Annotated in this window: 18 protein-coding genes and 1 pseudogene; 12 read left to right on the top strand and 7 right to left on the bottom strand. The window is 63.4% G+C overall.

All coding sequences use genetic code 11. The features are described 5' to 3' along the window. Positions 1-36 precede the first annotated feature (36 nt). Both C1D09_RS13505 and C1D09_RS13500 read right to left on the bottom strand, forming a co-directional pair. Positions 37-1,035, bottom strand: coding sequence for an ABC transporter permease (locus C1D09_RS13505; protein WP_143974791.1), 999 nt, complete (start codon positions 1,033-1,035; stop codon positions 37-39). A 61-nt stretch (positions 1,036-1,096) separates the two neighbouring features. Continuing rightward, entirely contained in the window at positions 1,097-1,840 is a 744-nt protein-coding gene (locus C1D09_RS13500; protein ID WP_143974792.1) for an ATP-binding cassette domain-containing protein, read from the bottom strand. Between the two features lie 441 nt (positions 1,841-2,281). On the opposite strand from C1D09_RS13500, the gene C1D09_RS13495 reads away from it, so the two are divergent. Further along, complete coding sequence (locus tag C1D09_RS13495; RefSeq protein ID WP_143974790.1) at positions 2,282-3,271, top strand: sugar-binding protein; 990 nt, start codon at positions 2,282-2,284, stop codon at positions 3,269-3,271. A gap of 181 nt (positions 3,272-3,452) precedes the next feature. Beyond that, positions 3,453-4,235 (top strand): FadR/GntR family transcriptional regulator, encoded by a 783-nt coding sequence (locus C1D09_RS13490; protein ID WP_143974789.1) that lies wholly within the window; start codon positions 3,453-3,455, stop codon positions 4,233-4,235. 131 nt (positions 4,236-4,366) lie between these two features. On the opposite strand, the gene C1D09_RS13485 is transcribed toward C1D09_RS13490, so the two are convergent. Next, positions 4,367-5,302, bottom strand: coding sequence for an NAD(P)-dependent oxidoreductase (locus tag C1D09_RS13485; RefSeq protein WP_143974788.1), 936 nt, complete (start codon positions 5,300-5,302; stop codon positions 4,367-4,369). Positions 5,303-5,419: 117 nt separating this feature from the next. On the opposite strand from C1D09_RS13485, the gene C1D09_RS13480 reads away from it, so the two are divergent. After that, positions 5,420-6,310: an NAD-dependent epimerase/dehydratase family protein gene (locus tag C1D09_RS13480; protein WP_143974787.1), complete on the top strand. Its 891-nt coding sequence runs from the start codon at positions 5,420-5,422 to the stop codon at positions 6,308-6,310. 107 nt (positions 6,311-6,417) lie between these two features. Then, the gene (locus C1D09_RS13475; protein WP_143974786.1) at positions 6,418-7,194 is read left to right on the top strand and encodes a FadR/GntR family transcriptional regulator; all 777 of its coding nucleotides are present in this window, start codon (positions 6,418-6,420) and stop codon (positions 7,192-7,194) included. A gap of 164 nt (positions 7,195-7,358) precedes the next feature. On the opposite strand, the gene C1D09_RS13470 is transcribed toward C1D09_RS13475, so the two are convergent. Next, positions 7,359-7,649, bottom strand: coding sequence for a DUF3175 domain-containing protein (locus C1D09_RS13470; protein ID WP_143974785.1), 291 nt, complete (start codon positions 7,647-7,649; stop codon positions 7,359-7,361). 170 nt (positions 7,650-7,819) lie between these two features. On the opposite strand from C1D09_RS13470, the gene C1D09_RS13465 reads away from it, so the two are divergent. From C1D09_RS13465 to C1D09_RS13435, 7 genes are all read left to right on the top strand, one after another. Continuing rightward, complete coding sequence (locus C1D09_RS13465) at positions 7,820-9,049, top strand: MFS transporter (RefSeq protein ID WP_143974784.1); 1,230 nt, start codon at positions 7,820-7,822, stop codon at positions 9,047-9,049. A 138-nt stretch (positions 9,050-9,187) separates the two neighbouring features. Next, positions 9,188-10,216: an HTH-type transcriptional regulator GntR gene (gene gntR / locus C1D09_RS13460; protein WP_143974783.1), complete on the top strand. Its 1,029-nt coding sequence runs from the start codon at positions 9,188-9,190 to the stop codon at positions 10,214-10,216. A gap of 307 nt (positions 10,217-10,523) precedes the next feature. Continuing rightward, positions 10,524-11,651, top strand: a complete 1,128-nt coding sequence (locus C1D09_RS13455; RefSeq protein WP_143974782.1) for a sugar ABC transporter substrate-binding protein — start codon at positions 10,524-10,526, stop codon at positions 11,649-11,651. An 81-nt stretch (positions 11,652-11,732) separates the two neighbouring features. Beyond that, a complete protein-coding gene (locus C1D09_RS13450; protein ID WP_143974781.1) occupies positions 11,733-13,280 on the top strand; it encodes a sugar ABC transporter ATP-binding protein in 1,548 nt (515 codons plus the stop codon). Then, entirely contained in the window at positions 13,277-14,257 is a 981-nt protein-coding gene (locus C1D09_RS13445; RefSeq protein ID WP_143974780.1) for an ABC transporter permease, read from the top strand. The genes C1D09_RS13450 and C1D09_RS13445 overlap by 4 nt, the downstream gene beginning before the upstream one ends. Next, positions 14,254-15,240, top strand: a complete 987-nt coding sequence (locus C1D09_RS13440; protein ID WP_143974779.1) for an ABC transporter permease — start codon at positions 14,254-14,256, stop codon at positions 15,238-15,240. Before C1D09_RS13445 ends, C1D09_RS13440 begins: the two co-directional genes overlap by 4 nt. Before the next feature lie 116 nt (positions 15,241-15,356). Continuing rightward, positions 15,357-15,905, top strand: coding sequence for a gluconokinase (locus C1D09_RS13435; protein ID WP_143974778.1), 549 nt, complete (start codon positions 15,357-15,359; stop codon positions 15,903-15,905). A gap of 79 nt (positions 15,906-15,984) precedes the next feature. Here the strand turns inward: C1D09_RS13435 and C1D09_RS13430 are convergent, their stop codons facing one another. Both C1D09_RS13430 and C1D09_RS13425 read right to left on the bottom strand, forming a co-directional pair. Then, positions 15,985-16,434 carry an RrF2 family transcriptional regulator gene (locus C1D09_RS13430; protein ID WP_010910348.1) on the bottom strand — a complete coding sequence of 150 codons (450 nt, stop codon included), beginning with the start codon at positions 16,432-16,434 and terminating at the stop codon, positions 15,985-15,987. A 251-nt stretch (positions 16,435-16,685) separates the two neighbouring features. Further along, positions 16,686-17,672, bottom strand: coding sequence for a sulfate ABC transporter substrate-binding protein (locus C1D09_RS13425; RefSeq protein WP_143974777.1), 987 nt, complete (start codon positions 17,670-17,672; stop codon positions 16,686-16,688). 183 nt (positions 17,673-17,855) lie between these two features. On the opposite strand from C1D09_RS13425, the pseudogene C1D09_RS34330 reads away from it, so the two are divergent. Then, positions 17,856-18,148, top strand: a pseudogene (locus C1D09_RS34330) (antitoxin). A gap of 119 nt (positions 18,149-18,267) precedes the next feature. Here the strand turns inward: C1D09_RS34330 and C1D09_RS13410 are convergent. Continuing rightward, a partial coding sequence (locus C1D09_RS13410) for a sulfate/molybdate ABC transporter ATP-binding protein (protein WP_143974776.1) occupies positions 18,268-18,901 on the bottom strand: 634 nt, incomplete at its 5' end.

Raw genomic sequence — 18,901 nt, 5'->3', positions numbered from 1 at the left:
CTCCCACAAGAGGGAGAAGGGGAAGCCGTCATACCGTCAGTCGCTGCGCCTGAAATTGCGGATGCGGTCGAACAGCACCGCCAGCAGGATGGCGCCGCCGATGAATGTGCCTTGCCAGAAGGCATTGATGCCGAGCAGGCCAAGGCTGTTGCGGATGACCTCGATGAGGGCCGCGCCGACGATGGCGCCGAAGGCGGTGCCGACACCGCCGGCCAGGTTGGCGCCGCCGATGACGGTGGCGGCGATGACCTGCAGTTCCATGCCGGTGCCGATATTGGTGGTGACGGCGCCGAGCCATCCGGTCTGGATGATGCCGGCAATGCCCGCCGACAGCGCCGATATCATGTAGACGGCGACCTTGATCTGCTTCACCGGGACGCCGGTCAGTGTCGCCGCGTGCTCGTTGCCGCCAATGGCGAAGATGTGTCGGCCGAACTTGGTCCAGCGCAGGATGAAGCCGGTGACCAGCGCCAAAAGGATCATGTAGAGCACCGGATTGGCGATGCCGAACACCCAGGCCCCGCCGCCGAGCGCCAGCAGCTTGTCGTGGTCCGGCCCGAACTGGAAGACGACGGTGTTGTTGGAGGCGACCATGGCCAGGCTGCGCGCAATCGACAGCATGCCGAGCGTCACCACGAAAGGTGGAAAGCCGAGATAAGCGGTCAGGATGCCGTTGAAGGCACCAATGGCGAGCGCGGTGGCGATCGAGGCCAGGATGCCGATTTCGATCGAATAGCCGGCGTGCATGGTGACGGCCAGCACCATCGACGACAGGCACAGAACCGAGCCGACCGACAGGTCGATGCCGCCGGTGATGATGACGAAGGTCATGCCGAGCGCCACGATGGCGACAAAGGTGATGTTGCGGGTGATATTGTAGAGGTTCTTCGAGGTCGCGAAAGCGTCGGTGGCGAACGACAGGAAGATGCAGGCGAGGATGACGGCGATCACCACCCAGAAGGTCTGGGTCGAGAACAGCCGCGACAGGAAAGTGTGCTGCTTCTGCGCGATCGTCTGATCAAGGGTGACTGCCATTATCGACCTTTCCTGCCGGCCGCGATGCACGCCAGCCTGGTGAAATCCGGATTAGCCGCGCTCACGAGACCTGCTCGATGGCGCCAGTGATGAGCCCGGTGACCTCCTCGGGCGAGCTCGACGCGATTGCCTTGTCGGCGACCTTGCGTCCGCGCCGCATGACGATGACGCGGTCGGCGACGTCGAACACGTCGGGCATGCGGTGACTGATCAGCACCACCGCTATGCCCTGGTCGCGCAGATGGCGGATCAGGTTGAGCACTTCGGCGACTTGCCTGACCGAGATCGCCGCCGTCGGTTCGTCCATCAGCACGATCTTGGCCTGCGACAGCATGGTGCGGGCGATCGCAACCGCCTGGCGCTGGCCGCCCGACATCTGCTTGACGAGATCGCGCGGGCGGGTCTCGGACTTCAGCTCGGCGAAGAGTTGGCCGGCGCGCTTGTACATCGCGGCATAGTCGAGGATGCGGAATGGACCGACGCCGCGCCGCAACTCGCGGCCGAGATAAACATTGGCGGCCGCTGTCAGGTTGTTGCAGAGCGCAAGATCCTGGTGGACGATCTCGATGCCGTGCTGGCGGGCTTCCGCCGGCTTGTTCAGGATCAATTCCTTGTCGTCCAAGCGCATGGTGCCATGGCTCGGATGGAAATTGCCGGCGATCATCTTGACCAGCGTCGACTTGCCGGCGCCATTGTCGCCCATCAGGCCGACGACCTGGCCCGGTTCGATCGACAGTGACACGTCGTTGACAGCCTGGATGGCGCCAAAATGCTTCGAGATGTTGGTGAGTTCGAGAACCGCCACCAGCCTGTTGCCTCCCATGTCTTGCTGCGTGCCTTTTCCAGGTCGCAGCTTCGATATCGTGCTCCCCATTCCTCCCGGAAGCAACGATCTTCGGCATTTACGCGAATGCCCGCGCGGGCGTCAATTGTCGAAATGGGCTATTTGTCAGACGAATAGTGACATGCGCTTCTGAAAAATCCGTTTTGTAGGACAAATAGCAATTGACGTTGGCAGCGCGCCGTTATTAGTTGATGGTCGGAGGAAGATATTTGGTTCCAGGCCATGGTTGTGGCGGGACCCGGCGGGAGGTTTTCGGCCGTTCCGGCACGTTGCCGGTCCGGTCGCATCTGAAATGCTCATCGGCCTTGCCCGGCGGCAAAGAGCGTTGGCTCTGCCATCTCGCATCAGGTCGATTTGTATGGCGGGCACGCCGTGTCCGTCTGTTTCCAAGGGAGGACTGACATGAAGAAAACAGTATTGCTCGCCGCCGTCGCCGCCATGGCGCTGGGCGCCGGGCCAGCTTTGGCCAAGAAGCAGCTCGTCATCGTGGTGAAAGGTCTCGACAATCCATTCTTCGAAGCCATCCATCAGGGCTGCGAGAAATGGAACAAGGAGAACGCGAGTTCGGAATATGCGTGCTTCTACACCGGTCCGGCGTCGACTTCCGACGAAGCCGGCGAGGCACAGATCGTCCAGGATATGCTGAGCAAGCCGGACACGGTGGCGATGGCGATTTCGCCGTCCAACGCGCCGCTGATCGCGCAGACGATCAAGAGCGCCAATCCGTCGATCCCGATCATGACCGTCGACGCCGACCTTGCCAAGGAAGACGCAGCCCTTCGCAAGACCTATCTCGGCACCGATAACTATCTGATGGGCAAGAAGATCGGCGAGTACATCAAGAAGGCCAAGCCGAACGGCGGCACGATCTGCACGATCGAAGGCAATCCGGCTGCCGACAACATCCTGCGCCGCGCACAAGGCATGCGCGATGCTCTGACGGGCAAGGAAGGTCTTGCGACACTCGCCGGTGAAGGCGGATGGACGGAAGTCGCCGGCTGCCCGGTGTTCACCAATGACGACGGCGCCAAGGGCGTTCAGGCGATGACCGACATCCTTGCCGCCAACCCCAAGCTCGACGCTTTCGGCATCATGGGCGGCTGGCCGCTGTTCGGCGCGCCGCAGCCTTATCGTGACCTGATTGGACCGCTGAAGGACCGGCTGGCCAAGAACGACTTCGTCATCGGCGCCGCCGACACGATCGGCGACGAAGTGGCGATCGCCAAGGATGGCCTTGTCACCGCGCTGGTCGGCCAGCGACCCTTTGAAATGGGCTACAAGGCGCCGTCGGTGATGATCGACCTGATCGAGGGCAAGAAGGTCGCCGATCCGGTCTTCACCGGCCTCGATGAGTGCACCAAGGACACGGTCGACACCTGCATCCAGAAATAGGTCTTTCGGCCCGGGGCGCTCGGCAACGAGCGCCCCTTCAATTCCTGAGCGAGACGCCGTGGCAGGGGCAACAGGCTCCGGTCTTGACGTGCCCGCGGTTTGGATTTTCGGTGACGGGATCGGCGCGCCACAGAGTTCGGAGTATCTCCGGGCGACGGTCGGCTGACCTATTGGAACGTGGATGCCCCAGGACAAGGCAAAGAAACAAGCCGGCCGGGCCAAGGCGCAAGCCAGTCGCGATCCGGCGGTCGTGCGCAGGGCGGATGCGGCGCACTTTCCCGGGTCCAGTGTTCATGCCTCGCTCGCCAGCGAGATTGGTCTGCGGATCGTTCGCGGCGACTATCCGCCCGGCAGCATCCTGCCCAACGAGGCCAAATGGGCCGAGACGTTCAATGTAAGCCGCTCGGCGGTGCGCGAGGCGATCAAGATGCTGATGGCCAAGAGTCTTTTGGCATCACGTCCCAAGATCGGCAGTTGGGTCGAACCGAAGGAGCGCTGGAACCTGCTCGACCGCGACGTGCTTGCCTGGTACGCGACCGCGCCCGACCGTGAAACCTTCCTGCGCACCGTGCAGGAGTTCCGCCACATCATCGAACCGGAAGCATCCGCCTTTGCCGCCATGCGGCGCAGCGACGAGCAGATGGCCGAAATCAGTCTGGCATGCCGCGAGATGGGCGAGGCGGCGAACCTGCCGGAACGCATCCGTGCCGACACGCGCTTTCACCTCGCCATCCTGCGAGCCTCGGGCAACGACCTTCTGGTGCCACTCGGCGTACTGATCGAGTCCGCACTCGACCATCTCTTCGTCTTCACGACACGCCAGGTCAGCGACCAGAACCGGGCGCAGAAACTGCACGAGGCGATCGAGAAGAACATCCGCCTGCAAAGGCCGGCGGCGGCGCGCAATGCCGTGCACAAGCTGCTCGCCGACACCGATGAGGGGATTGGTAGCCGGCGGCGGTAGCCGTCCGGACGCTACAGCAGGGAAAGTGTGAAACGGTTATCCAAGGGAAAGCGCGGGGCGCTTTCCCTTGGGAGTTGTTTCAAAAACAAAGGGTTGGAGCGTTTCACCGTTTCCGTGAAACGCTCTGGGCCTCAAATCGTCTGCTTCTTGCCATCCTTGGTCGGCATCAGGTCGACACCGTTGACCTTGCCGATGTGTGTCGCCAGCATCGGCACGAACTGCTCGGCCGGGCCGGTGGCATGGGCGCCGGCGAAGGAGTTCTTGGTGGCGTTGCCGAGCGGGTTGGCGATGCCGGCGGCACCCGCCATCGATTCCAGATAGGTCAGGTCCTTGAAGGCGTTGGCGATGGTGAATTTGTGAGCGTCGCGGTCACCTTCCAGCGTCCAGCGCATGAACGTCTGGTAGAAGCCGCAATCCATGCGGCCGTTGCGGATGACGCTGTCGAAACGCGGCGGCGAAATGCCGACCTTTTCGGCCAGGGCCAGCGCCTCGGAATAGATGGCGGCGTAGCCCAGCGAAATGAAATTGTTGAGCAGCTTCATGCGGTGGCCATCGCCGGTGTCGCCGATATGGACGATGCGGCCGGCCCAGGTTTCGATCACCGGCTTGACCCTGGCAAAGACGGAGTCGGGTGCGCCGACCATGGCGTCGAGCGTGCCTTCCCAGGCTTCCTTCGGCGTGCGGCTCAGCGGCGCGTCGACATAGTCGATGCCCAGCGCCTTGAGTTCGGCCGCAAGCGCCATCGTCGAGACCGGGTCCGAGGTCGAACAATCGACGACGACCGAGCCTTTCTTCAAGCCCTCCTTGAGGCCACCGGGGCCGCGGATGATGGCTTCCACTTCGCGCGAACCGGTGACGCAGATGAAGACGATATCGGATGCCACTGCCACGTCGCGCGAGGTCGATACTTCCTGGGCGCCGCGGCCAAGGAGGTCCTCTGCCGGCTTGCGGTTCTTGCGGCCAAGGAATGTCAGGGGATACCCCTTGTCGACGATGTTCTTGGCAATGCCGTGCCCCATGAGGCCAAGGCCGATGAAGCCGATCTTTTCGCGCGCGGTGGTGTTCATGTCGTCGTCCTATTCCGGATTATCGATAATTGCGCCGCTGTTTAGGCATATGCGGTTGCAGAAAGCAATATTGTCTGACAATAGAGCGTAATTCCAGAGCCTGTCAGGGAGACCATAATGACGAAGCGGATCATGTTCACCGGTGGCAGCGGCAAGGCTGGGCGTCATGTCGTGCAATATCTTGTCGAACAGGGCTGCCAGGTGCTCAACATCGACACCAAGCCGCTCGACAATCCCAAGGTGCGCACGCTGATCACCGACATCACCGATAGCGGGCAGGTGTTCAACGCGCTGTCGAGTTATATGGGACTGCACGAATTCGACCCGTCGCTGCGTCCGCAGCCGGTGGATGCGGTGGTGCATTTCGCCGCCATCCCGCGCATCATGATCACACCGGACAATGAAGTTTTCCGCATCAATGCAATGGGCACCTACAATGTCATCGAGGCCGCGGTGAAGCTCGGCATCCGCAAGGTGATCGTCGCCTCCTCCGAGACGACCTATGGCCTGGTGTTCGCCAACGAGCCGCGCGACCCCAAATATTTCCCGCTCGACGAGGAGTATGACGTCGACCCAATGGACAGCTATGCGCTGTCCAAGATCGTCAACGAGAAGACGGCGCGAGCCTTCGCGCAGCGCAATGGTACCGACATCTATGCCTTGCGCATCGGCAATGTCATCGAGCCGCATGAGTATTCGCTGTTCCCGAAATGGTTCGCCGATCCCGGTTTCCGCAAGCGCATCGCCTGGAGCTATGTCGACGCGCGAGACCTCGGCCAGATCACGCTGCGCGCCATCGAAAAAGACGGACTTGGCTACCAGGCGTTCAACGCCGCCAATGACGACACCTCGTCCGACCTGCCGACGGCCGAACTTTTGAGGCGGTTTTATCCTGATGTGCCGGTCAAGGCCGAACTCGGCGAGTATGAGACGCTGCTGTCGAACCGCAAGGCGCGCGACATGCTGGGCTTCCGTCCGGAGCATAGCTGGCGCAAATATGTCAAATAGGCCGAACGGGGATAAAATCGCGGCTGGGTTGTGCATAGCCGCGTGCTTTGCGGCCCAACGCCCGCGCCGCGCTTGACAGCTTCCGCAAACCGGCCTTTCTGAAGCCCATGCGGGACGCAAAGCCGAACAAGGAAAGATCGCCGAAAAAGCCGGCATCCGCTGAACGCCAGCCCGGCGTTCGCCGATCCGATGCGGCGCGCATTCCCGGCGCCAGCGTGCACACGTCGCTGGCCAGCGAAATTGGCCTGCGGATCGTACGCGGCGACTATCCGCCCGGCACCATCCTGCCCAATGAGGCGAAATGGTCGGAGACCTTCAGCGTCAGTCGATCCGCGGTGCGCGAGGCGATCAAGATGCTGATGGCCAAGAGCCTCTTGGCCTCGCGCCCCAAGATCGGCAGCTGGGTCGAGCCGAAGGAGCGCTGGAACCTGCTCGACCGCGACGTGCTCGCCTGGTACGCGACGTCGCCCGACCGCGAGGTGTTCCTCAAGACGGTACAGGAGTTTCGCCACATCATCGAGCCGGAAGCCTCCGCCTTCGCCGCCATGCGGCGGACCGAAGAGCAGATGGCCGAGATCAGCCAGGCCTGCCGCGAGATGGGGGAGGCGGCCAGCCTGCAGGAACGCACGCGCGCCGATACGCGTTTTCACCTAGCCATCCTGCGGGCCTCGGGCAACGATCTTCTGGTGCCGCTTGGCGTGCTGATCGAATCCGCGTTCGACCATCTCTTCACCTTCACCACACGGGCGGTCGACGACCTCAATCACGTGCAGAAGCTGCATGAGGCGATCGAGAAGAATATCCGGCTGCAACGCCCGGACGCGGCGCGCGCCGCGGTGCGCAAGCTGCTCGCCAACACCGATAATGTGATCAAGTCGCGCTAGTCGATGCCGGCCTGCGAACGGCAGTTTCCGTGCTCCCGACCTTCGCCGGCCAAGCACTCGCAAGGGGCGTGAAGTTTAAGGCTGCGGCCGGCGTAGGCCGCCGGTTCTTGAAAGCCACATTCTCGGCTCGGCCTGACCTGAATCAAACACAGCCGAGGCCAGAGCTAATCTTCCTTCTCGCGGCCGAAGGCCACCCGCAGTTCGTCCTTGGCATGCTCAAGAACTCGCCTGCGTGCGGCGGGCAGGTTCTTTCCGGCGCGGTTGATATAGAAATTCAGCATCGACATGGCGGATTGGAAGGGTTCGGCCTTGCGGCGATCGCTGTGTTCGGCCGACCGCTTGAGCGAGGCGGCGATCTTCCTGGCGTCGTCGGACTCGAAGATGTGATCCTCGAGATCCATGGCGTCGCTGTGCTCGGTCACCTCGGCCGACCATTTTTGCCTGGCAGCGCTCATGGCTGGGGCTCCTTTGCGGCTTGATGATCGGAAAACTCCGCACACAGGCGTCGGTTCCCGTCTTCCTGCCCGCTCTGGAGCCACGGATTTGCCCGCCGTGGCGCTGCTGCGTCCCGAGAATGCGCCGATAGTGGCGCAACGGTTTTCGAGACCGCCGACAGGAAACGCCTTTGACCCGAACCGACTTGAACCGGCCGAGCCCCGGCATCGACAGTTCTTACGCCTGGATGCGCCTGGCCATTTCTATGGTGCTGGCAACGATCGGTGCGGTCGGCATGTGGGCGGTCGTCGTGGTGCTGCCCGCGGTGCAGGCCGAGTTCGGCGTCGACCGAGCAGCGGCATCCATGCCCTACACCGCGACCATGGTGGGCTTCGCCGCCGGGAATGTGCTCGTCGGCCGCGCCATCGATCGCATGGGGTATTGGATCCCGGCGCTGATTTCCTCCATAACACTCTCGGCCGGCCTCCTGCTTGCCGCACTTTCGACCTCGATCGTGCAATTCACCCTTGCCCAGGGGGTGCTGATCGGTGTCGGCACCTCAGTGATCTTCGGGCCGCTGATCGCCGACATCTCGCACTGGTTCAACCGCCGGCGCGGCGTTGCCGTCACGGCGGCGGCGGCCGGCAATTACCTCGCCGGCGCGCTCTGGCCGACCATCATGCCGACACTGATCAAGCTGGAAGGCTGGCGCTTCACCTATGCGGCGATCGGCATCTTCTGCCTGGTCACAATGGTGCCGCTAGTGCTGATGTTGCGCCGCGGCGCTCCGGAGGCTGCCGCCGCCGGTTCGCCGGGAAGCCGGTCGCTGCAGCCGATCGCGATGTCGCCGGCGGCGATGCAGGCGCTGCTGGTTATCGCCGGCCTTGGCTGCTGCGTGGCGATGTCGATGCCTCAGGTGCATATCGTCGCCTATTGCATGGATCTTGGCTACGGCATCGCGCACGGCGCCGACATGCTGTCGATCATGATGGCGGCGGGCGTCGTCAGCCGGCTTGCCTCGGGCTTCATTGCCGATCGCATCGGTGGTGCGAAGACCCTGGTCATCGGATCGGTGCTGCAATGCCTGTCGCTGCTGTTCTATATTCCGTTCGATGGACTGGCATCGCTCTATGTCGTGTCGCTGGTGTTTGGCCTGTCGCAAGGCGGCATCGTGCCTTGCTATGCGATCATCGTGCGCGAATATCTGCCCGCCAAGGAGGCCGGCCAGCGTATCGGCTTCGTCATGATGGCGACGATCTTCGGCATGGCGATCGGCGGCTGGATGTCTGGCTGGATCTACGACCTGACCGGTTCCTACGCCGTAGCCTTCCTCAATGGTATCGCCTGGAATTTGCTGAACATAGTGGCGATTGGACTGTTCATGTGGAAGGCAAGGCAAAGGGCTGTCATGGCAGCCTGAGGCGCTTCGGCTTGACAATAGGCGAGGGCTGCGCGACCCCAGGGGCAAAGGGGCGCGGCAACAGGCCGGTGAGATGGCGACAGCTCAATTGATCGTATTGCGGGCGCGCTTCGGCGGCCATATGCGCGGGTGGTGGCCTTGATCAAGCCGCGCTCGCGCCGGGGCGGCGGCCGCCCGACCATATCGGATGTCGCGCGCAAGGCCGGCGTCGGCGCGATCACCGTGTCGCGGGCGCTGCGCGAGCCGGAGCGCGTCAGCCTGGATCTGCGCCGCCAGATCCAGGCTGCCATCGACGAACTCGGCTATGTGCCGGACCCCAATGCACGGGCCCTGGCTTCGGCGCGTGCCGAGGTTTTCGGCGTGCTGGTGCCGTCGCTCACCAACAACGTCTTCGCCGAGGTGGTGCGCGGCATCTATGACAGCCTGTCGGACAGCCCGTTCCGCATCCAGCTTGGCAACACTCACTATTCCGGCCTCGAGGAGGAGAGGCTCTTGCAGCTGTTCGGCTCGCAGCGGCCGGCAGCATTGATCGTGGCCGGTATCGACCAGACGCCAACCTCGCGAAAACTGCTGGAGAATGCCGGCTGCCCGGTGGTGCAGGTGATGGAGACCGGGCCCGATCCCGTCGACATGATGGTCGGCTTCTCGCATCTCGACGGGGGCAGGACGGCGACCGACCACCTGATCGAGGTGGGGTATCGCCGCATCGCCTTCATCGGCGCGCGCATGGACCCGCGCTCGCAGCGACGCCTCGCCGGCTACCGCGCGGCGATGGAGAAGGCCGGGCTGTTCGATCCGCGCCTGATCACCACCACGCCGCTGCTGTCCAGCGTGCCGCTCGGCCGCGAATTGTTCCGCGATGCCCTGGCCAAGATGCCGACGCTCGACGGCGTGTTCTGCAACAATGACGATATCGCGCTCGGGGTGCTGTTCGAGTGCCACCGCGCCGCGATCGATGTGCCGAAGACCATCGGCATCGTCGGTTTCAACGATCTCGACATGATGCAGGTGGCGTATCCCTCGATCACCAGCATCCGCACCTACCGCTACGAAATCGGCAGGCGTGCCGTCGCCATGGCGCTGGCGGCGATCGCCGGTGACCGGCCGCAGGTGCGGGTCGTCGATCTTGGCTTCGAGCTCAAGCGCCGCGAGAGTACGGCCCGCTAAGCCCGCTTTTTAGAAGGCGCTCAAATGGTGCTTTACACAACGATATGGTAGCGCTACCATTTTCCCGAACGAGCCTCGCCTCTGAAGTGCTGGGTTTGTTTATTATACATAAGCAACAGCTCATGCTTGTTTATTATGTATAATATGCTAGTTTTTCTCCGGTCGACAGGGACGGCAAAGAGGAGGCGGCGCGAAGGTCGTTGGCACCTGGCAGGCGTGACTGGGCAAGGCGGGAGGGCCTGCCGGAAACGCGGGAATTGCATGAAACTGAAGCAACTAATCAGAACTGCAATCGGGAGGATTATCGATGATCAAGTCACTCGTGGGTGGCATCGTTGCCGCCAGTGCATTCGTTATGTTGAGCTCGTCGGCGATTGCCGCGGGTCCCGAAATCGTCAAGGGTCCGGCTGCCGAGCCCGACTGTTTCGCGCCCTGGGCCGCCGACACGCAATTCTTCAAGTTCCCCAAGAAGGCCGGGCCGTATCGCATCGCGCTCGCCAACGGCTATATCGCCAACACGTGGCGCATCCAGATGGTGCAGACCGCGAAGGCCTACGCGGCACAGAAGGACGTCGCCGCGAAGCTGAAGGAATTCAAGGTCGTCTCGACCGGCGAAGACGTGCCGGCGCAGATTTCGGCGATCAACAACTTCATCGATTCCGGTTATGACGCGATCGTCGTCAACGCGCAGAACCCGACCGCATTTGGACCTGTGATCAAGCGCGCCAAGGAAGCCGGCGTCGTGCTGGTTGCCTTCGACAACATTCTCGACACCAAGGACGCCATCAACGTCAATGTCGACCAGAAGGGTCTTGGCGAGCTGTGGGGCAAATGGCTGATCTCGCATGTGCCCAATGGCGGCAAGGTGCTCGAGGTGCGCGGCGTTGCCGGCACGTCGGTCGACACCGACCGCCACAACGGCATCCACGAGGTTCTCGATGCCTCCGGCAAGAAATGGGCCGTCACCGAGGTTGTCGGGAAGTGGGATGACGGCGTCGCGCAGAAGGCTTCGGCCGACGCGATCGCCACCAACGGGCCCTTCGACGGCGTCACCGGGCAGGGCGGCGACACCGGCATCGTGCAGGCGATGATCGACGCCAAGCATCCCTTCGTGCCGTTCGGCGGCGAGACCGAGAACGGCTTCCGCAAATTCTGCGCGGCCCACGCGGCCGACGGGTTGAAATGCTCTTCAGCCGGGACCGGTCCGGCGCAGGTGGCGGTTGCCATCAAGACGGCGATCGCGGCACTTGAAGGCAATGTCGTCCCGCAGTCGGTCAAGCTGCCGTTGGCAATCGTCGAGGATCCGAACTTCAAGGCAGGTCAGGATTTCTTCCCCGACCAGTCCGACAATTTCTTCGTCGGCAATTCCTTCCCGACCTGCGGCATCAATTTCACCGCGCAGGAAATCATGGGGCAGACCAAGGCGGACCAGTAAGCTGCACTCCCGGCGCCGCGGGACCTCCCGCGGCGCCGGTTATTTGATACGCTGGTGATCAAAGCGCCCCGGGGAGGGCCGATGGACAGTGCGGTTCCGCTCTTCCGGATGGAAGGCATATCCAAGCGCTACGGTGGCGTGCGTGCTCTGGAAAAGGCGGAGCTTGTCGTCACATCCGGCAGCATCCACGCCATTCTTGGCGAAAACGGCGCCGGCAAGTCGACGTTGATCAAGGTCATGGCCGGTGTCGTGGCGCCCGATGAGGGCCGCATGACGCTGGATGGCCGGGAGGTGACCTTCCCGTCGCCGGCCGCCGCCAACCAGGCAGGCATCGTCTGCATCTTCCAGGAGCTGTCCCTGGTCCCAGATCTCAGCGTCGCCGACAACATCGTCATTTCCGATCCGCCCAAACGCTTCGGCATGATCGACCGCGGGGCACAGCGACGCATCGCCGAAGAGGCGCTGGCGCGCGCGGGCGCGGCCGACATCCATCCGCTGGCGCTGGTCAAGGATCTGCCGCTGTCGCGCCGCCAGATGGTCGAGATCGCCAAGGCGCTGGCCAGGAAGCCGCGCATTCTCATCCTCGACGAGGCAACCTCGGCGCTGACGGCGGCGGATGTCTCGAAGATTTTTGCCGTCCTGAAGCGGCTGCGCGGGGAAGGGCTGGCGCTGCTCTACATCTCGCACCGCATGAACGAGATCGCCGAACTTGCCGATCAGTGCACGGTGTTCCGCAACGGCCGCAATGTCGCCAGCTACAAGGCCGGCTCCAAGAGCGACAATGAGGTGGTCGAATTGATGATCGGCCGCGAATACAGTCACATCTTCCCGCCCAAGCCGGCGGCCGTGCCAGGTGCAGCCGCACCCAGGCTTGAAGCCCGCAAGCTCTCCTGGACCGACCGGCTGCACGACATCTCGCTGACCGTCAGGGCAGGCGAAGTGGTTGGTCTCGGCGGTCTTGACGGCCAAGGCCAGCGCGAATTGCTGCTCGCCTTCTTCGGCGTGCTGCGCGGCCTTTCCGGCGAGGTGCTGATTGACGGCAAACCGGTGGCGATCAGCAGTCCCTCGGCGGCTCGCGAGGACGGCATCGGCATGGCGCTCATTCCCGAAGACCGCAAGACCGAAGGACTGATGCTGCCGATGACGGTGCGCGAGAACCTGTCCTTCGCCGCGCTCGACCGCCTATCGAAAGGCGGCATCATCGATCGCGCCGCCGAACAGCGGCTGATCGACGACATGGTCGCCCTTCTGGCGATCAAGACGGCGGGGCTGGACATCCCGGTCGGCGCGCTGTCGGGCGGCAACCAGCAGAAGGTGGTCATCGCCAAATGGCTGATGCGCCAGCCGCGCATTATCCTGCTCAACGATCCGACGCGCGGCATCGATGTCGGCACCAAGCAGGAGCTCTATCAGCTGATGCGCAAGCTGGCGGACGCCGGGGCCGCGATCCTGTTCTATTCGACCGACTATGACGAACTGATCGGCTGCTGCGACCGCGTCCTGGTGCTCTATGACGGCGCGGTCAAGCGCGAACTGGTCGGGGCCGAGATCACCGAGCGGGCGCTGATTGCAAGCGCGCTCAACATCCATGGCGAGGAGAGCCCGGTGGGCCTGGGAGCAACCGCGTGAAGGATTGGCGCTACTGGCTGGCGGAGCAGCGCGGAACGCTGCTGGCGCTCGGCATCTTCATCGTCATGTTCATCATCTACACCTCGAACCATCCGGCCGGCTTCACCGCCAATGTGGTGCAGACGGCGGCGAACAAGGGGGTGCTGCTCGCTTTCGTCGCCATGGCGCAGACGCTGGTGGTGATCACCGCCGGCATCGACCTGTCCGTCGGCATGATCTTTCTCCTGACCAACTGCCTGGCCTCCTGGCTGGTGGTGGGCACGCCCATGCAGACGACGCTCGGCGTCATCGCCGTGCTGGCGGTCGGTCTTCTGTGTGGCGCCATCAACGGCGCCATCGTCATCTATGGACGGCTGCAGCCGATCGTCGCCACCATCGCCACCGGGGCCGTCTATTACGGCATCGGCCTTTTGCTGCGGCCCTTCCCGGGCGGCTCGGTCAATGAGGATCTGGCCGATGCGATGACCGGACGCGTCTTCGATGTCGTGCCGGCGAGCCTCGTCGTGCTGTTCGGCATCGTGCTGGTGATCTGGGTGCCGTTCAGCCGCTCGGTGCTTGGCCGCGCCGCCTACGCTGCAGGATCGTCGGAGACGGCGGCCTATATGTCGGGCGTGCCGATCAGGCGCGGCAAATTCGCGGCCTACACGCTGGCCGGGCTGCTGGCGGCGATCGGCGGCCTGTTCCTCACTTTCTTCACCTATACGGGCGATGCCGCCTATGCCAGCGGCAACGCCTACACGCTGTTTTCGATCGCCGCCGTTGTGCTTGGCGGTGTCTCGCTGTTCGGCGGCAAGGGCAGCGCCATCGGCGCCATCTTCGGCGCGCTGGCCTTCCGCACCATTGGCGACCTGCTGTTCGTGTTCGATTTCGATCCGCTCTGGCAGCCGCTGTTCCAGGGCGTTATCCTGCTGATCGCGGTCAGCCTCGGCGCCTTCGCCCTGTTTCGGGTCCGCAACCGGCTGGAGTGGTTCCTGTGAGCGAAACGACGCTTGGCGGCATCGCCGGCCGCATGCCGAAATTCATCCGACGCGCCGATCCGGCGGTGCTGACCGCATTCGCCTGCATCGTGCTGTTGCTGTTCCTCGGCAGCCTCTATTCCAGAAGCTTCCTGTCGCCTGAATATCTGCTGCAGCAATTGAAGGTGGCCTCGTTCCTCGGCGTCATCGCCACCGGCATGATGCTGGTCATCCTGCTCGGCCAGATCGACCTGTCGGTGCCATGGTCGGTTGCGGCGGGCGCGATGATGGCCTGCGCCGCGGCCGCATACGGCCCGGTCGGCGTGGTGCTGGCCATTCCGTTCGGCATCTTCTGCGGTGTGCTGATCGGCATCGTCAACGGCATCGGCGTCGCCTATCTGCGCATTCCCTCGATGATCATCACGCTTGCCACCAACGCTGTCGCGCAAGGGCTGATGGTGGTCTACACCGGCGGCTTCTCGCCCCAGGATTCGGCCACGGGTGCGATGCGCTACCTCGCCACCGGTTTTGCCATTCCGGGCGTTCCCAACGCCGTCATCATCTGGGCGCTGATCGGCGCCGCGATGGTCTTCGTGCTGACCCGCGCCGGCTTTGGCCGGACCGTCTACGGCATCGGCAACCGCGAGCGCGCCGCCTATCTCTCCGGCGTCGACACAAGGCGCGTGGTGATGATCGCCTTCGCTGTCTCCGGCGGGCTGTCGGCCTTCGGCGGCGTGCTTCTGGCCGGCTATGCCTCGAAGGCCGCGCAGTCGATGGGCGATGCCTATCTCTTGCCGTCGATCGCCGCGGTGGTGCTCGGCGGCACCTCGATCCTGGGCGGGCGCGGCTCCTATCTCGGTACCGTCGCTGGCGTCATCCTGATCACGTTGCTGCAATCCATCCTGTCGGTCATGCAGATGCCGGAGGCGGGGCGGCAGATCATCTATGGCGTCGTCATCGTAGCCATGTTGTTGCTCTACGGCCGCGCGCCGGCAAGCCGCTAGAGTCGGATGATTTCAGTTCGAATCGACGCGAAGTCTGAATCCGCCTCTAAATCAGGGAGATAGAGCATGATGACATCCGAAAACCGCTTCATGCTTTTCGGCATCATGCTCTAGCCGTGGTCGAAGAAGCAGCACAGGCGTCGGCGGGCGCTCCCGGCCCGGTGCCCCCGGCCATCGTGGTGATGGGTGTCGCCGGTTGCGGCAAGTCGGCTGTCGGCATCGCGCTGGCGGCCGCGCTGGATGTCGTCTTCATCGAAGGCGACAGGCTGCATCCGCCGGAGAATGTGGCGCGCATGGCGAGCGGCGAGCCGCTCACCGACCAGTTGCGCGAAGGCTGGCTCGACGCCATCGGCGAACGCATCGCGACGTCGATCGGCGAAGGGCAGGGCGTGGTCGCGGCCTGCTCGGCGCTGAAGCGCGGCTATCGCGAGCGCCTGCGCGGTTTTTACGGCGACCTCGTCTTCCTCTATCTGAAGATCGACCCGGCGACGGCAAGGCAGCGGGTCGCCAGCCGCAAGGGCCATTTCATGCCGGCAAGCCTGGTCGACAGCCAGTTCGCCATCCTCGAGCCGCCGGGCAGCGATGAGCGGGCGCTGACGATCGACGCGACGCGTCCCGTCGCCGATGTCGTTGCGGACGCAGTGCAGCTGCTGGCCAATTCATGAGCCCACCGTCGCCTGGCATGGCATCGCCATGGGCGATCATGGACTCTTGCGATGACAAACGCTGTCCCCAGCCGTCGATCTAAATCTGCGAGGACAGCTCCACCGGAAAATCGTCATTATCGGCATCGCGCATTGCGGCGAGGCTTCTGTTGTCGAGCACCTCGGCAATGGCCTGGCGCACTTCCAGCATCATGTGCCGGACCTGGCAGGTCGCCTCGTCGCAATCCTCGCAGCGCTGGTACTGCGTGCGGCTGGCGCAGGGTATCGGCGCCAGCGGGCCGTCCAGCACGCGTACGACATGCCCGATCTTGATCTCGGAGGCCGGGCGGGCGAGGCGATAGCCACCTTCCTTGCCCTTGCGGCTCTGGACGAAGCCGGCATTGCGCAATTCGCCCAGAATGGCGTCGAGGAATTTCTTCGGGATGTTGTTGGCGACCGCGATGTCGTTGACGAAGGCCAGTTGGCCCACCGGCAGGCTGGAAAGATGCACGAGGGCCTTGAGGCCGTATTTGCCTTTTTTTGTCAACATGCCCGAGTCAACCCGTAGACGCCCCAACCACCCAGCATCTGGCGGCTGTTTGTGTGCAAATAATGACGGTTTCGCCGCGCGATGATATTTCGCGAAAACAAGATGCCGAACGGCACGTTAGGCACAAACGCGTTGATTCTTTGTAACGTTTTTTGCCGGAATGGTGGCGTATTCGTCATGGCGGATGGCAAGAACGAAGAAAGCAAGCTCTTTGCCGGCTTTCCTCATCTACTCAATCGATACTACAATCGTCAGCGGCTGCCATAGGCCTGGTCTAGCAGGCCGCCGGCGGCGAAATGCTCTTTCTGGATCTTGTCCCAGCCGCCGAAGACGTTTTCCACCGTCAGCAGGCGTACCTCCGGGAAATCGGCCTTGTATTTGGCGGCGACGGCCGCATCACGCACCCGGTTGCCGTTCTGGGCGAGGATGTCCTGGCCCTCCGGCGTGTAGAGGAAATCGAGATAGGTCCTGGCCAGATCGCGCGTGCCGTGCTGGTCGGCGACCTTGTCGACGATCGCCACCGGGAATTCGGCGAGCAGGCTGACCGAGGGCGTCACCTGCTCGAACTTGTCGTCGCCATACTCCTTGCGGATGCCGCGCGTCTCGGATTCGAAGGTGATCAGCACGTCGCCGATCTCGCGCTGCACGAAGGTGGTGGTCGCGGCGCGACCACCCGTGTCGAAGATCGGCACATTGTTGAACAGCTTGGTGATGAACGCATTCACCTTGGTGTCGTCGCCCTTGAACACTTCCTTGGCGTAGGCAGTGGCCGCCAGATAGGTGTAGCGCGCGTTGCCAGAGGTTTTCGGGTTGGGGAAGATCACCTGCACGTCGTCGCGCACCAGATCGTTCCAGTCCTTGATGTGCTTGGGATTGCCGGCCCGCACAAGGAACGAAGGCAGCGAATAGAAGGGCGAGGCGTTGTTGGGAAAGTCCTTCTGCCAGTCGGCGGAGACGAGCCCTTTCTTGACCAGGAAATCGACATCGGTGACCTGGTTGAACGTGACGACATCGGCGCCAAGGCCCTCGGCGATGGCGCGCGCCTGCGCCGAGGTCCCGGCATGCGACTGGTCGACGGTCACGCCCGGATGTCCGGCGACGAAGGCCTTGTTGACCTGGACGAACAGCTCGCGACCGACGTCATAGGAGGCGTTGAGCAGCTTGTCGGCCGACCAGGCTTGGGAGGATGCGAGGAACAGGCCGGCAACAGTGGCAACGCCGAGGAAAAATCGCTTCATGAAAAAAGGCTCCGGATGCAATGCGTTCTGGGTCGACCATAGCCGTGGCGCAGGGGCGCGGCGAGGCATGGGTGATGGCTTCGCCTCCTTGCCGCGGGAAAAGACATGGCCAACACAATGGTTCCTTAGAATTCTGTTCCGGACTTCGGCCAGCGTTTCTCTGTTACTTGCTTGGAGGCAACCATGCCCCGGCATCGCCGCACGACAACGCCGCCACCGAAGGAGGCGAAACTGTTCCGCAACAACCGCAGTCAGGCGGTGCGCATTCCTGTCGAATTCGATTTCCTGGCGACAGGGTTCTGATCAGCCGCGAAGGCGATCGCCTGGTCATCGAGCCGCTCCGAAAACCTGCCCAAGAAGGTCGAAGACCTGCTGGCCGCGATCCCTGTCCTGCCAATCGACCTGCCGATGGATGCCGAGTACGGCGCGCCTCGCGCCGAGCTGGAGGCTGTCGGCCAACCCATTGGCCACACTGATTATCGCCGGCTAGGCCTGCGTATTGGGCACAACGCTGCTGACGGCCAACGTTGGGAAGTTCACCCGGATAGGGAAGCTGAAGGTCGAGAACTGGCTGGAATGGCGCCTGACCTGGAGATCACGCCGCCGCAAACAGCTTCCAACGCCCCGGCCGGAACGCTACCCGGCTCTTCTGCGCCGCGGGATGGCCGACGGGCAGCTCGATTTCGACCCGCTGGCGTTCGCCGCCGATCTCGAGTTCGACGCGCCGGGTGCCGGCGACGCGGCGGCTGGCGGCGACCGTGCCGGCGATGCAGCCGCTGCAGCCGTCGAGCAGTTCGACGTCGTGCGGGCGGAAATAGAGCGTCGCCTCGCCCTCGGGCGCGTGCGGCGCCGACAGTCCGATCGGACGGTCGGCGAGCCAGACCTCGCCATTCTCGACCTTGACGGGAAGCGAGCTCGATTCACCGATGAAGCCATAGACGAAAGGCGAGTTCGGCGTGTCGTAGATGTCGTCGGCGGTGCCGACCTGTTCGATGCGGCCCTGACTCATCACCACGACGCGGTCGGCAAGCTCCAGCGCCTCTTCCTGATCGTGGGTGACGAAGACCGTGGTGTGGCCGGTGCGGTCATGGATCTCGCGCAGCCAGCGGCGCAGTTCGCGGCGCACCTGCGCATCGAGCGCGCCGAACGGCTCGTCGAGCAAAAGGACCTTGGGTTCGATCGCCATGGCACGCGCCAACGCGACACGCTGGCGTTGGCCGCCGGAGAGC

Source organism: Mesorhizobium intechi (assembly GCF_002879535.1).
Lineage (GTDB): Bacteria > Pseudomonadota > Alphaproteobacteria > Rhizobiales > Rhizobiaceae > Mesorhizobium > Mesorhizobium intechi.
Note: the sequence above shows the minus strand (reverse complement) of the source record. Positions and strands in the feature narration are given on the sequence as shown.

Bases quoted from the DNA above. Each gene is read 5' to 3' on its own strand.
- C1D09_RS13505 (WP_143974791.1), bottom strand. From the start codon at position 1,035: ATGGCAGTCACCCTTGATCAGACGATCGCGCAGAAGCAGCACACTTTC.
- C1D09_RS13495 (WP_143974790.1), top strand. From the start codon at position 2,282: ATGAAGAAAACAGTATTGCTCGCCGCCGTCGCCGCCATGGCGCTGGGC.
- C1D09_RS13490 (WP_143974789.1), top strand. From the start codon at position 3,453: ATGCCCCAGGACAAGGCAAAGAAACAAGCCGGCCGGGCCAAGGCGCAA.
- C1D09_RS13485 (WP_143974788.1), bottom strand. From the start codon at position 5,302: ATGAACACCACCGCGCGCGAAAAGATCGGCTTCATCGGCCTTGGCCTC.
- C1D09_RS13480 (WP_143974787.1), top strand. From the start codon at position 5,420: ATGACGAAGCGGATCATGTTCACCGGTGGCAGCGGCAAGGCTGGGCGT.
- C1D09_RS13475 (WP_143974786.1), top strand. From the start codon at position 6,418: ATGCGGGACGCAAAGCCGAACAAGGAAAGATCGCCGAAAAAGCCGGCA.
- C1D09_RS13470 (WP_143974785.1), bottom strand. From the start codon at position 7,649: ATGAGCGCTGCCAGGCAAAAATGGTCGGCCGAGGTGACCGAGCACAGC.
- C1D09_RS13455 (WP_143974782.1), top strand. From the start codon at position 10,524: ATGATCAAGTCACTCGTGGGTGGCATCGTTGCCGCCAGTGCATTCGTT.
- C1D09_RS13450 (WP_143974781.1), top strand. From the start codon at position 11,733: ATGGACAGTGCGGTTCCGCTCTTCCGGATGGAAGGCATATCCAAGCGC.
- C1D09_RS13430 (WP_010910348.1), bottom strand. From the start codon at position 16,434: ATGTTGACAAAAAAAGGCAAATACGGCCTCAAGGCCCTCGTGCATCTT.
- C1D09_RS13425 (WP_143974777.1), bottom strand. From the start codon at position 17,672: ATGAAGCGATTTTTCCTCGGCGTTGCCACTGTTGCCGGCCTGTTCCTC.